The sequence below is a fragment of the Paenibacillus sp. RUD330 genome, from assembly GCF_002243345.2.
In the GTDB taxonomy this organism is placed as follows: domain Bacteria; phylum Bacillota; class Bacilli; order Paenibacillales; family Paenibacillaceae; genus Paenibacillus_O.
Genome location: NZ_CP022655.2, coordinates 357,801 through 369,958, shown reverse-complemented (window position 1 = coordinate 369,958; position 12,158 = coordinate 357,801). Strand labels below are relative to the sequence as shown.

14 protein-coding genes are annotated in these 12,158 nt (G+C 60.2%); all 14 read right to left on the bottom strand.

Annotated features, from left to right (window positions below):
* Nucleotides 1–667: 667 nt before the first annotated feature.
* Complete coding sequence (locus CIC07_RS01710; protein WP_139334454.1) at nt 668–1,063, bottom strand: hypothetical protein; 396 nt, start codon at nt 1,061–1,063, stop codon at nt 668–670.
* Nucleotides 1,064–1,212: 149 nt separating this feature from the next.
* Nucleotides 1,213–2,565, bottom strand: coding sequence for an LLM class flavin-dependent oxidoreductase (locus CIC07_RS01705; RefSeq protein ID WP_076359057.1), 1,353 nt, complete (start codon nt 2,563–2,565; stop codon nt 1,213–1,215).
* Between the two features lie 17 nt (nt 2,566–2,582).
* Entirely contained in the window at nt 2,583–3,059 is a 477-nt protein-coding gene (locus tag CIC07_RS01700; protein ID WP_234993060.1) for a DinB family protein, read from the bottom strand.
* A complete protein-coding gene (locus CIC07_RS01695) occupies nt 3,056–4,276 on the bottom strand; it encodes an amidohydrolase (RefSeq protein WP_076359140.1) in 1,221 nt (406 codons plus the stop codon). Before CIC07_RS01695 ends, CIC07_RS01700 begins: the two co-directional genes overlap by 4 nt.
* Nucleotides 4,277–4,443: 167 nt before the next feature.
* Nucleotides 4,444–5,511, bottom strand: a complete 1,068-nt coding sequence (locus CIC07_RS01690) for an LLM class flavin-dependent oxidoreductase (protein WP_076359059.1) — start codon at nt 5,509–5,511, stop codon at nt 4,444–4,446.
* Nucleotides 5,512–5,541: 30 nt separating this feature from the next.
* Nucleotides 5,542–6,294, bottom strand: coding sequence for an amino acid ABC transporter ATP-binding protein (locus tag CIC07_RS01685; RefSeq protein WP_076359060.1), 753 nt, complete (start codon nt 6,292–6,294; stop codon nt 5,542–5,544).
* A complete protein-coding gene (locus CIC07_RS01680; protein WP_076359061.1) occupies nt 6,291–7,001 on the bottom strand; it encodes an amino acid ABC transporter permease in 711 nt (236 codons plus the stop codon). The genes CIC07_RS01685 and CIC07_RS01680 overlap by 4 nt, the downstream gene beginning before the upstream one ends.
* Nucleotides 6,998–7,774, bottom strand: a complete 777-nt coding sequence (locus CIC07_RS01675) for an amino acid ABC transporter permease (RefSeq protein ID WP_076359062.1) — start codon at nt 7,772–7,774, stop codon at nt 6,998–7,000. The genes CIC07_RS01680 and CIC07_RS01675 overlap by 4 nt, the downstream gene beginning before the upstream one ends.
* A 28-nt stretch (nt 7,775–7,802) precedes the next feature.
* The gene (locus CIC07_RS01670) at nt 7,803–8,654 is read right to left on the bottom strand and encodes a transporter substrate-binding domain-containing protein (protein ID WP_076359063.1); all 852 of its coding nucleotides are present in this window, start codon (nt 8,652–8,654) and stop codon (nt 7,803–7,805) included.
* Between the two features lie 128 nt (nt 8,655–8,782).
* Nucleotides 8,783–9,289, bottom strand: a complete 507-nt coding sequence (locus CIC07_RS01665; RefSeq protein WP_076359064.1) for a GNAT family N-acetyltransferase — start codon at nt 9,287–9,289, stop codon at nt 8,783–8,785.
* A 433-nt stretch (nt 9,290–9,722) separates the two neighbouring features.
* On the bottom strand, nt 9,723–10,601 hold the full coding sequence (locus tag CIC07_RS01660) for a LysR family transcriptional regulator (RefSeq protein ID WP_076359065.1): 879 nt from the start codon (nt 10,599–10,601) through the stop codon (nt 9,723–9,725).
* Nucleotides 10,602–10,820: 219 nt separating this feature from the next.
* On the bottom strand, nt 10,821–11,306 hold the full coding sequence (locus CIC07_RS01655) for a GNAT family N-acetyltransferase (RefSeq protein ID WP_076359066.1): 486 nt from the start codon (nt 11,304–11,306) through the stop codon (nt 10,821–10,823).
* Nucleotides 11,307–11,395: 89 nt separating this feature from the next.
* Complete coding sequence (locus tag CIC07_RS01650; RefSeq protein WP_048744384.1) at nt 11,396–11,641, bottom strand: cold-shock protein; 246 nt, start codon at nt 11,639–11,641, stop codon at nt 11,396–11,398.
* A 68-nt stretch (nt 11,642–11,709) separates the two neighbouring features.
* The gene (locus CIC07_RS01645; RefSeq protein WP_048744382.1) at nt 11,710–11,913 is read right to left on the bottom strand and encodes a cold-shock protein; all 204 of its coding nucleotides are present in this window, start codon (nt 11,911–11,913) and stop codon (nt 11,710–11,712) included.
* Nucleotides 11,914–12,158: the final 245 nt, after the last annotated feature.

The following is a 12,158-nucleotide window of genomic DNA, read 5'->3' as shown; positions in this document are numbered from 1 at the left end:
TACTCGGGATTTACAATTCTTATTTTAGTCGCGTTCTGCGTACACATCCCTTTAAGGAGTTCAGCACCGCCTCTGCGAGCGCTGCTCCATGAAACCGCATCCCTCACTGACAAGGATATGCTGTCGGGATGATTCCGGCTTACCGGACGGATGGATTTCGAATAGCTTGAGCTTGTGGCGGGACTGTCTGACGGCAAATACAGCTTGATCTATCCTTCAAGTGCTGAAATTACTGCCCGCCGTTACGTCCACTTCATAGAAAAAGGATACAACCTAGCAGAGTTCCCCACATAGCTGCATCCTTCTTGTTTTTTTTGTACGAGACTATGCCTGCATCAAATCGCTTCAAGAGAGATGTTTTGTCTACACTATCTGTCCGCTGAGGCCAGAGCAGCAAGTTATCCCCAATGTATGAGTCCGTGTACAACATCGACAAAGGTAAACTCAGAGGAATCATGGGATCCATACACTAGACGTTGTTGGGTCACATTATTGTTCTGCTTCCCGTCTAATGTAAGGGTATCTCTTGTACCAAATGAAAGTTCCTTATCGAACACAACGATGTTTCGCTTTTCAAGACTCTCTGTTTCATCTACAAGTTGAACATCGACCAGTTTCAATGAATTTTTCATTTCTTTGACTGTAAAAACGTGAAGTCTTTTTAACATTAGATTTTAGACTCCGAATACACGACTGTAGTGGAATCATGAGGAGCCCATCCATATTTTTGAGTTATTGTGTTCCCGGTATATGTCGATGTACCTTTAACATATCGACTCCATGTTGCATTTCCAAGCGATTGCCCACCACCACGATATTTATCAAAAGCACCAATTGTCCTGTGTATAACTACTAAAAACATAGTCGAAAGAAGCGTCAGACCAGCCGGAAACCCCAATCTTCCCGTTCCTTTCTCTCTTACAACCGGATATTCAACCTCTTTTTCAGTACCATTTAAATCCACATTCCATGCTTTAGGTGCCGGAAGTTCATCCCGTGAGGGGAAGCTCTCCATACAATAAAAAAAGGAGCCCGACGCTGTGCCAGCCGCCTGAAGCTCCATTTAGGTAATTCGCACACCATGCCTCCAACCGGGGTAAAGGATGCCTTCCCGATTGCCAGCTTCTCTTCTCTATAATCCACAAGGGGAAGACCAGCCCGCTGAATTCATTCCGAACGCTCTCCCTGAGGAAGGGTACACGCAATCCGCCTTCAGCCTTTTTGCACCGTCTCCTTCTCCTGCCCTGTCCTCCGCTCCGCATAACGGTTCGCCGGCACCGGCAGGCCGAGATTGCCCCGCAGCGTATCCGCTTCATACTCGACGCGGAACAAGCCGCGGGCCTGCAGGATCGGAACGACCTCGTCAATGAAATCCTCCAGCGCGTTCGGGACGCCGCTGCCGATCATGAAGCCGTCCGCTCCGCCGCCCTCGAACCATTCCTGAACCCGGTCCGCCACCTGCTGTGCCGTTCCGATGAAGAGGGGACGAGGCGTCGCCACCTGCAGCGCGGCCTCGCGCAGCGTCAGTCCCTGCTCCCGGGCCGTCTTCTTGATGCGGTCGGTCGTGCTCTGGAAGCTGTTCTTGCCGAGATCCCCAAGCTCAGGGAAAGGCGCATCGGGATCGTATTGCGAGAAGTCGTGATGCTCGAAGAAGCGGCCCAGATAGAGCAGCGCGTTCTCCGTGGAGACAAGCGCCGCCGTCTCCCGGTATTTGCGCTCGGCTTCCTCCTCCGTCCTCCCGATGATCGGTCCGATGCCCGGAAAGATGAGCACATCGTCGGGATTGCGGCCGAAGGCGGCCGCACGGCGCTTGATGTCCGCATAGAAGGACGCGGCCTCCTCCAGCGTTTCATGCCCGGCGAAGATCGCATCGGCTTCCTTGGCCGCATAGTCGCGGCCCACCTCGGACGCTCCGGCCTGGAAAATGACGGGATGCCCTTGGCGGGAGCGCGAGATGTTGAGGGGACCCTTGACGGAGAAGAACTCGCCTTCGTGGTTCAAGGCATGCATTTTGTCCGGATCGAAGAAAACGCCCGACTCCTTGTCGCGCACGAAGGCGTCGTCCTCCCAAGAATCCCACAAGCCGCGCGTCACTTGCAGATACTCCGTCGCGATGCGGTATCTCTTGTCGTGATCGGGGTGCTCCTTCTTGCTGAAGTTGGAAGCCGAGCCCTCCAAAGGAGAGGTGACAATGTTCCAGCCCGCACGGCCGTCGCTGATTTTGTCGATGGAGGCGAACTGCCTCGCTACCGTGAACGGCTCGCTGTACGAGGTGGACAAGGTGCCGACGAGGCCGATCCTCGAGCTGACGGCCGCCAGCGCGCTCAGAATCGTAATCGGCTCGAAGCGGTCGAGGAAATGCGGGATCGACTTTTCATTGATGTAAAGGCCGTCCGCCACGAACACCAGGTCGAACTTCCCTTCCTCCGCCCTGCGGGTCCATTCCTTGTACAGCGGGAAATTGGTGCTCGCATCCGACTGGATGTCGGGATGCCGCCACAGGGACGTGCTGCTGCCGACGCCGTGAAGCATCGCCCCCAGCCTTAATTGCCTTCGTTTGGCCATCTCCATACCCCTCCTTGTCAGTGGACGGACAGCGCCGTCTGCTTGATTCGCTCGATCTGGCCCAGATGGCCCTGCACATGGCGGATGAATCCCCGGACGATATCCGGAATCCGCACCGTCTCTCCCTTGAAGTTGACGCCCGTCTTGGCGAGGCCCGCTTCATCCAGGCGGCCCAGCAGCAGGCTGTTGAACTGCAGCAGCGCCTTGAAGGCCGCAAGGATGTCTTCAGCCCGGCCTTGATTGGACTTTTGTCCGGATACCCAGCGGTCCTGATCGAAGGCCGGCAGTCTCGCCTCCGTATCCGCGAGAATATCCCGGATCCGGAAGGAGACGACGATGCTGTGATCCGCCAGATGCGCCAATACCTCGGTGATGCTCCATTTGCCCGGAGCTTCCCGAAGCTGGAGCTGCTCTTCGCTCAATCCTTCAATGGCTCGCTGCAGCTGTTCATGCGTCTGCAGGAATGCCTGCAGATCGACTCGACTATCGCTCAAGACGATTCCTCCTCTGAACATGGATGGTCCCGCTTATCCCGCCGCTCCTGCCCTTTGTGCCGCAGCACCCGTTCTGCCAGCTCCGCGAGGAAGGACGCCGCCAGAGGCAGCGCCGACTCATCGAGGTCGAAGGCCGGATGATGCCATTCCTGCGGTCCGGAGGTGCCGAAGAAGGCGAACAGGCCGGGCGCTTCCTTCTGATAAAAAGCGAAATCCTCGCCGGCCGGAGATGGACTCGGCTCGACCGCCTCCAGCCCCAAAGCCCGGGCCGACGCTGCCGCCAGCTTCGCCAGCTCCGCGTCGTTGTTCACCGGAGGCGGCCCCTCGACCCAGCGGACCGACGCCTCGGCTCCGAGCGCCGACGCCACGCCCTCCGCCACTTCCCGGAACCGGCGCAGCACCCGCTCCCGCACCGCCTCGTCGAAGGTGCGGACCGTGCCGTCGAGCACCGCCTTGTCGGGAATGATGTTCCAAGACGTTCCGCTGTGCAGCTTCGTCACACTGACGACGGCGCTCTGCAGCGCTCCTACGTTGCGGCTGGCGACGGTCTGAAGCGCCGTCACGATGTGGGCAGCGGCTACGATGGGATCGATCCCGGCCTCGGGCACGGCGGCGTGCGAGCCGCGGCCCTCCACCTCGACGACGAAGCCGTCAGCCGCCGCCATAAGCGGCCCGTTCTTGATGCCCACAGTGCCGACGGGCAGATCGGGCTTGTTGTGCAGGCCGAGCACGGCAGATACATCCGCGAGCGCTCCGCTCGCAATGACCTTGCGGGCTCCGGTCGCCTTCTCCTCCGCCGGCTGGAACAGCAGCCGCACGGTACCCGGGATATCCGCCTCCCGCTCCTTGAGCAGAAGCGCCGCGCCGATGGCTGCCGCCGTATGGAAATCATGCCCGCAAGCATGCATTTTGCCTGCATGCTCGGAAGCGAACGGCAGTCCCGTCTCCTCCTGAATCGGCAGCGCGTCGATATCGGCCCGCACGGCCACGACCGGCCCCTCCCGCAGGCCGCCGATCTCCGCGACGAGGCCGGTGCGCAGCGGATATTCGTCTGCGATCCGGATGCCCGCGGCCTGCAGCCATTCCCGGATGCGGCGGGTCGTCTCGACTTCCTCATGCGACAGCTCGGGATGGCGGTGCAGCTCCCGGCGAATTTCAACGAGCCTATCCGCCAGCTCCGCCGCCCTGTCCTTCAGCTTGTCGGCAGCAGCTTGTATCACGATCGGCTCCTCCTTTCCACGGATCCAAGAGCCTTATCGGCCTGTATGCCTCTCGATCCCTGCCCTATCTTAGCGGACTGCCGGCCGCCCATCAGGCCAGCGGCCGGCATCCGCTTTCCTCTAGATATCCAGCCAGCTGCTGCGATCGAGCCATCCGCCCGCTCTCACGCAAGCTTGCCGGCAGGCAGCCTCCCGGCTTCGCCCGCTTCCTCATCCTGGGCGGCGGCTTCCGCTGCGAGCTCGGCCAGCAGCTCGTACGAGCGGAGCCTTTTGTCAAAATCCGGCACGTTCGTCGTCACGATGAATTCCTCGATGCCTGCCGCGTCCCGGAGCGCATCCAGCCTGGCCCGCACCGTTTCCTTGGATCCGGCAATAATGACGGGCTCCTTCTCCTCGATCCGGTAGGACTCGCCCGAAGTGCGGCCGTATTCCTCGGCCTGCTCCAGCGTGCCGAGCGTAACGGACTTGCCGCTCGCCAGATGCACCTTCACCACCTTCTGCGGCGGCAGCTGCGCCAGCGCCTCCTCGTCCGTCTCCGCCGCGATGGCGGCTACAGCGAGCAGGCCCTCCGGGACGGCGCCGCCGGAAGCGTCGAAGTTCTCCACATATTCCCTCAGCGCTTGAACGGCTGCTTCCTCATCGGCGCCGATGAACAGCGAGAAGACGTACGGCAGGCCGAGCAGCGCCGCAGAGCGGGCGCTCGCAACGGTCGCGCCGAGCACGTACACCTTCGGCGCCACGGCCGGGACGGGAGTCGCCCGCAGGCCCGCCTGGGCATGCTCCTCAGGAAGCGGCGTTCCTCCGACGTAAGCCGTCAGCTCCTCGATCTTCTCCGTCAGCGACGGCTGCTCCGCCGCCGCATGCTTCTGCAGAGCCTGCGTGCTGCGGGGCAGGCCGCCGGGCGCCCTGCCGACTCCAAGGTCGACGCGGCCCGGCGCCAGCGCGGCCAGCACATGGAAATTTTCCGCCACCTTGTACGGGCTGTAATGCTGGATCATGATGCCTCCCGATCCGATCCGGATCGACTCCGTCCGGGCCAGCAGATGCGAGATCAGCACCTCGGGCGAGGAGCCCGCCAAATGCTCGGTGTCATGATGCTCGGATACCCAGAACCTGCGGAAGCCGAGTTGCTCCGCCTTCTGCGCGAGCCGGACCGTACGGGCCAGCGCTTGCTCCGGCGTATCGCCGGGATAGATCGGACTCTGGTCCAAAACGCTTACGGCAAAGGACATGCTGCTCCCTCCTGCTCTCTCTAATCAAAATCAAATCGTATAGCTGGCCTCCGGCGTGATCCGCTTCAGGAACTGGCGCGTGCGCTCTTCCTTCGGATTCCGGAACAGCTCGACCGGAGGTCCTTCCTCGACGATGACGCCGCCGTCCATGAACACGACATGGTTCGCCACGTCCTGGGCGAAGCCCATCTCATGCGTCACGACGATCATCGTGATGCCTTCCTTGGCGATGCGGCGGATGACCGCCAGCACTTCCCCGACCAGCTCGGGATCGAGCGCCGACGTCGGCTCGTCGAACAGGATGACCTCCGGCTCCAGCGCCAGCGCCCGGGCAATTCCGACCCGCTGCTGCTGGCCTCCGGACAGCTGGCTCGGATAGGCGTCCAGCTTCTCGCCGAGACCGACCTTCTCCAGCAGCCGGACGCTGCGCTCGCGGGCTTCCGCCTTCGGGAGCTTGCGGGCGACCAGGAGTCCTTCCATCACGTTCTCCAGCGCGGTCTTATGCCGGAACAGATTGTATTGCTGAAATACCATGGCTGTCTTCCGGCGCAGCTCGTGAACATCCTTGCGGCTGATCGACCGGAAGTCGGTCGAGAAGCCGGCGATATGGATGCTCCCCTCGCTCGGTTTCTCCAGATAGTTCAGGCAGCGGAGCAGCGTCGTCTTGCCCGATCCGCTCGGCCCCAGTATCGCGACCACCTCGCCCTTCTCCACCTGCAGGTCGATGCCCTTCAGCACCTCATGCCGGCCGAACGACAGCTTGATTCCCTTCAGCTTGATCATGTCACGCCTCCCCGGTTGTACAGACTGATCCGCCGCTCGACCAGCGCGGATATCCTCTCCAGCACGATGGTCAGCCCCCAGAAGATGGCCGCCGCCGCGAGGAAGGCCTCGAAGAACTTCCAGTTGGTCGAGGCGACGATTTCCGCCTGCGCGTTGATGTCGACGACCGACACGACAAACGCGAGCGTCGAGGCATGCATCATGCCGATGACGAAGTTGGACAGATTCGGCACGCTTGCCGCCAGCGCTTGGGGGAATACGATCCGCCGCAGCGCCTGCGCCGTCGTCATGCCGACCGACAGCGCCGCTTCCAGCTGGCCGCGGCTCACGGACAGCAGGCCGGAGCGGATGACTTCGGAGCCGTAGGCGGAAGCCGTCACCGAGAAGGACAGGAACGCGAAGCCGATCATCGGTATTCGGGCCGAATTCCATCCCCAGCCGTATTGCTGCGACAGCCCGTCGATCAGCAGCGGCAGCCCCGCGTAGATGAGCAGCAGATGCGTCAGCATCGGCGTGCCGCGGATCACCGTCACGCAGCCTGCCGCAAGCCTGCCCAGAACCGGAACGCGGAAATAGCGGAGCAGGGCGAGCGCGGTTCCTGCCGACAGCCCGCAGACGACGGATACGAGCGTCAGGATGAGCGTTGTCGGCACGGCCGGCAGCAGCTCGAGAAAAGCGGTCCAGATAAAGGATGGATCCAGATTCATGAGGGCGTGCCTCCCTTCAGCTCCGCCGCCAGCTGCCTCATCGAGACCCGCCGCAGGCGGAATTTGCTTGCGGCCGCTTCGGAGCCGCGCTCATGCCGGAGCAGCCTCTTCTCGCCGAGCAGCAGCAGCTTTTCCAGCACGAAAGCAATGACGAAGTAAACGAAGGCCAGCGCCAGATACGCCTCGAAAAAATGCTGCGTGAGCGAAGCCAGCGTCTGCGCCTTGCCGGTCATCTCCATGACGCCGAGCGTGAAGGCGAGCGACGTGTCCTTGAGCAGCGCCAGAATCATATTGGAAAACACCGGCACGGCGATGGCGAGCGCCTGCGGCGCCACGATTCTCGCGAACGCCTGAGGGCCCCGCATGCCGATCGAGTACGCCGCCTCGACCTGCCCCCGATCCACCGCCAGGATGGAAGCCCGGATCGTCTCCGAGACGTAAGCCCCGGTATGGAGGCCGTAGGTCAGGATGACAAAGACGAGCACAGGCGTCTTCGAGACGTCGATGCCGATCCACTTCAGCACCTCCGGCAAGCCATAGTAGAAGAGGAACAGCTGGATGAGAATCGGCGTCCCCCGGAAGAACGAGGCGTACGCCATGGACAGCTGCTCCAGCACCGGAATCCGGTACAGCCGTGGCAGCGCGGCGAGCAGGCCTGCCAGCAGGCCCGCCAGGAGCGAGCAGCCCACGATGAGCAGAGTCAAGTTCAGCGTAGATGCCAGCTTCGGAATGAATTTCAGCACGTAGGCGAAATCAAACGGCAAGCCGCCCATTCCCATCCCCTCCTCTCCGCGCGACGGCTTACTTGCTCGCGCTGTCCTCCGTAAAGTCGCCACCAAGCCATTGCTCGCTGAGCTTGGCCAGCGTTCCGTCGGCCTTCACTTCCTCCAGCGCCTTGTCGATGTCGTCGGACAGCTTCTGCGACTCCGGCTCGCCCTTGCGGAAGACGAACAGGATATCCGCTTCGCTGAGCGGCTTGCCTACCGTCTTGAGCTTGCGCTGCGGATCGATGAGCGACAGGGAGAAGTCCGCTCCGACAGCCGCGTCCACGCGGCCCGTCGTAATCTGGCTCACGGTATCGTTGGCTGCGCCGCTGGAGTAGACGATCTTGAGCGCATCGCCATGCTCCTTGTTGTAGTTGAGCAGGATCTGGGCTTCCGCGCTTGTCGCCCCGGCAATGAACTTCTTGCCCTTCAGGTCGTCGAGCGACTCAATGGGGTCGTTGTTGTCCTTGGCGACGATGATCTTGTTGCGCCAGTGGGCGTAAGGAACCTTGTTGAACAGATATTTTTCTTCCCGCTCCGGATTCTTCTCGAACTCATGGGCGGCAAAATCGATTTTCCTCGCGTCCAGGCTCAGCAGAATGCTCTTGAACTCCATCGTCTGGAACTCGAACTCATACTGGGGCAGCCGCTTGTCGATCTCGCGCACCAGCTCCACGTCGAAGCCGGTCAGCTTGCCGTTCTCATCGATAAAGCATACTTTCGGAAATTGGGTTCCCGTGCCGACGACGATCTTCTTCACCGGCGCGGAGGTCTCCTGGCCTGCGGATGCGGCCTTGGCCCCCTCCGCACCGTTTTCTTTGGCTCCGCAAGCCGCCAGCAGCAGCGTCAGCAGGATGGCGGCGGCTACGCCGGCCGTTTTCTTTTTCATGATAAAATCCCCCTCCCCCTTATGGACAGTCGAAATCGGAATGGCTATCGGGCGAATCGGCTTGAAGGCGAATCAAGCTGACCGTGCCGGTCTCCACGTCTGTCATCGAGCGGCGCTCAGCTTGCAGCTCAGACAGGCTCGAAGGCGGACCCGACTTCCTTGCGCAGCAGATGCATCGTGCCGTCGCCGTTGCCGGAATCGAACGCCTGGAACCGCTTGTAGCCGCGGCGCTCATACATGGAGAGCAGCCATGGATGCTTCTCGGCGGTCGCCAGCGTCACGGCAGGCTCGTGCAGCCCATCGCGTATGATCTGCTTCTCCACCCAATCCAGCAGCCTGCCTCCCAGCCCCGTACCCTGGAATTCTGGGGCCGCCGCGAACCATTTCAGGAATGGAAGCCTCCCGAACGATTCCGGCAAAGGCTCTCTGTTCAGCGTGATCGTCGCGGCGATCACTCCGTCCAGCTCCAGCACGTAACAGTCATTGGCCTCGATGTTGGCTTCGATCAGCTTCAGATCCGCATGCGCAGCCGGCCAGCGGAGCTCGAGCTCGCGGATCTGCGCATAAGCTCCATAAACGACCTCCTGGAGACGCTGAGCGTCCCGCTTGACGGCTTTGCGGTATATTTCCCCCATGGACTTCTCCTCCTGCCGGCAAATTGATAATTGATAATTCCCATGCATTTAGTAAGGATTGTGTTTGTTCCACTGTACCATCGTCTGCCCGCGACGGCTAATAGAGAAGATCTATTCGTCGATAGAAAGTGCCGAAGCAGCAGCTGGCTCGCCGAAGGACAGGCCTCGGCGCCAGGAGCAAGGTCCAGACGAATGCTGTGGCCCCGTTGACGGAGGGGTGGGCGCGCTTGAAGGAACCCATGGATTCTGCGGTGCCAGGAAAGGAAGGCCGAAGACGTCTGGAGACGGCTTTTGCTTCGGCGACGGAGACGGCTTTTGCTTCGGCGACGGAGACGGCTTTTGCTCCGGCGTAGGGACAGCATGTCAGCGGTCTGGAGCCGTCTCTTGCTCCAGCGTCTGGAGCCGCCTCTTCCTCCGGCGATGGGAACGGCGGCTACAGCTCCAGCAGCGGACGGAACCCCCGGATCGCTTCCACGATCTCGATGTTCTCTCCGCTGGGCGCGATGAGGCTTGTATGAAGGGAGATGCCCGCGATTTCCTTGACATCGACGGGAATCAGGCGGCCTTCGCCGACTTCGCGGCGGACGCAGATGCCCGGCAGGAAACAGATGCCGGCACGGTGCATGACCAGCTTTTTGGCTGTCTCGGAATTATCGGCTTGGAATACGATGTCGGGGGGATGCTCCAGGCTTTCGAAGACGCGATGGACCCGCTGCCAGTCCAGGGAGCCGCATTCAAAGAAGATCAGCTTCTGCGAGCCGATCTCCTCGATCGGAATGACGCCTCTGCCGGCGAAAGGGTGGTCTTCATGCACGTACAGCTTGATGGGATCCTCGTAAAGGGGAAAGGATTGCAGGGAGGGATGGGCGAGCCTGCGGACAAAGGCGAGATCCAGCTCCTTGTCCAGCAGCTTGGCCGCCAGCTCGTCGGATGTTCCCGTCGTCAGCTTGAATGTCAGCCGGGGGAAACGTTCCTGCAGGAGCGGCAGCAAGTCGGGAATCAAATAATTCGATACGGACACCGTGCTTCCGATCCGCAGCTCTCCCGGCAGCGTCCGCCTCTGCTGGATATGGAGCTTGCCCTTGCGGAACGTCTGGAGAATCTGCTGCGCGTAAGGAAGGAACTGCTTCCCCTTCTCGGTCAGCGCGATCTGCTTGGCTTGGCGGTCGAAGAGACGGCTGTCCAGCTCGCGTTCAAGCGTCTGGATGCGGGCCGTCACCGAGGGCTGCGACAAATACAAGGCCTCGGCAGCCTTGTTGAAGCTGCCGTAGTGATGGACATAAACAAACGCCTCGATATTCTCGATGTTCATTTGACCGGCCCCTTTTCCTCACATTCCGCATGCGCTTAGTTGGAATTAGTTTTCTGGTATCGTACGCCCAGATGGGGATCAGTGTCAATCGCGGATTGTGATGGCTAGCCCGATGGCTTGCCCGAAGCCTGGCGCCTGCGCCTGCTGCCTATCGCAAGGAGCGAGCGGAACAAAAAAAGACAGCCTCCGAAAAAAATTCGGAGGCTGTCTCGCCTTCATTCATTTGTCCCGCTGCTCCAGAATGAACTCCATGATCCGGGTCTTGGTCCGGAACCCCTGCCGTTCATAGAAGCGGATAGCCGAAGGGTTGCACTCGAAAACGTTGAGATCGACCGCATCGGCGCCCCTGCCGCGGGCGTAGAGGATGACCTGCTCCATCAGCCTGGAGCCGAGACCGAGTCCGCGATGCTCCTCGTTCACGACCAGATCCCGGATGAACACCGTTTTCCTCGGCTGGAACACCGGTCTGTCCGGGGCTTCCTGCCACTCGAGGGCGGCATATCCAAGCAGGCTCCCGCCGTCGCCTTCCAGGACCATGACGTCCATCGCCCCGTCGTTCAGCCATCCTTCGTAGACGGCCCGGGTGAACTGGCCTTCCACCTTGCGATGCAGGTCCGGTCTGGCATCCGCGTGAAATTCGAATACTTGCTTGTTCAATGCGGCCACCGCCGCATAATCCTTCTCTTCCGCCAATCGAAAGTCCATGGCCGTCCCTCCAGAAGCTCTTAGTCCTGCATGCAAAAAAAGACCCGACGGATATCGGGTCTCCTCATTGCGGCATCGCTGCCGAATCCCTATGTTTCCTGCTGGCTGGCAGCCGCTTTTTTCTTGGCCGCCTGCAGGGCGCTGGTCGATTCCATAAGGACGGGTAGGTCTCGCATGCCCGAGGTCATCGGAGAAGAACAGATGGAGCAGACCGGCTCTTGCTCGAAAGCGTAATCCTTCCGCATCCATCCATTGCAGCCGTCTTTGGAACAAGTCCAGACGGGGGTCATCTCGGTGGGCAGTTCTTCTTGCGTCTTCTTTCGGGAATAGTACATGGAAACACTACCTCCTCCTCTATGAATCTAACAAAAAGGCCCTGCATCTAGCAGGGCGCTGGCGATGATTAGTATACTTTTACTACGTCTGCAGCTTGCAGACCGCGTTGGCCTTGAACAACGTTGAATTCAACGCGTTGGCCTTCGTCAAGAGTTTTGAAGCCTTCGCCCGTGATAGCGCTGAAGTGTACGAATACGTCTTCGCCGCCCTCAACTTCGATGAAACCGAAACCTTTTTCTGCGTTGAACCATTTAACTGTACCTGTTTGCATTTGTGTTACCTCCAAAATGTTTATTTGCATGTATGATCTTAAAAAGATCACCCATCGGAAAAGGCAGCGAAAGCGGCCCCTTCAAATACGTGACCCTTAACGTCTCATATACGATTTGTTAAGTATAACACACCTAATCGCAGATAGCAAAGCTTTGATTTGTAAATTTGCGGAAAATGAAGAAATCGGCTTGGGCCGGCTTTCCTGCGCGCTTCTTCCCAGGCTGCCGCGGGCTTGGGCCGTAG

What these genes read in the sequence shown, in the direction of transcription:
- CIC07_RS01710 (WP_139334454.1), bottom strand. Translation starts at nt 1,063, where the DNA reads ATGGAGCTTCAGGCGGCTGGCACAGCGTCGGGCTCCTTTTTTTATTGT.
- CIC07_RS01705 (WP_076359057.1), bottom strand. Translation starts at nt 2,565, where the DNA reads ATGGCCAAACGAAGGCAATTAAGGCTGGGGGCGATGCTTCACGGCGTC.
- CIC07_RS01690 (WP_076359059.1), bottom strand. Translation starts at nt 5,511, where the DNA reads ATGTCCTTTGCCGTAAGCGTTTTGGACCAGAGTCCGATCTATCCCGGC.
- CIC07_RS01685 (WP_076359060.1), bottom strand. Translation starts at nt 6,294, where the DNA reads ATGATCAAGCTGAAGGGAATCAAGCTGTCGTTCGGCCGGCATGAGGTG.
- CIC07_RS01680 (WP_076359061.1), bottom strand. Translation starts at nt 7,001, where the DNA reads ATGAATCTGGATCCATCCTTTATCTGGACCGCTTTTCTCGAGCTGCTG.
- CIC07_RS01675 (WP_076359062.1), bottom strand. Translation starts at nt 7,774, where the DNA reads ATGGGCGGCTTGCCGTTTGATTTCGCCTACGTGCTGAAATTCATTCCG.
- CIC07_RS01670 (WP_076359063.1), bottom strand. Translation starts at nt 8,654, where the DNA reads ATGAAAAAGAAAACGGCCGGCGTAGCCGCCGCCATCCTGCTGACGCTG.
- CIC07_RS01665 (WP_076359064.1), bottom strand. Translation starts at nt 9,289, where the DNA reads ATGGGGGAAATATACCGCAAAGCCGTCAAGCGGGACGCTCAGCGTCTC.
- CIC07_RS01660 (WP_076359065.1), bottom strand. Translation starts at nt 10,601, where the DNA reads ATGAACATCGAGAATATCGAGGCGTTTGTTTATGTCCATCACTACGGC.
- CIC07_RS01655 (WP_076359066.1), bottom strand. Translation starts at nt 11,306, where the DNA reads ATGGACTTTCGATTGGCGGAAGAGAAGGATTATGCGGCGGTGGCCGCA.
- CIC07_RS01650 (WP_048744384.1), bottom strand. Translation starts at nt 11,641, where the DNA reads ATGTACTATTCCCGAAAGAAGACGCAAGAAGAACTGCCCACCGAGATG.
- CIC07_RS01645 (WP_048744382.1), bottom strand. Translation starts at nt 11,913, where the DNA reads ATGCAAACAGGTACAGTTAAATGGTTCAACGCAGAAAAAGGTTTCGGT.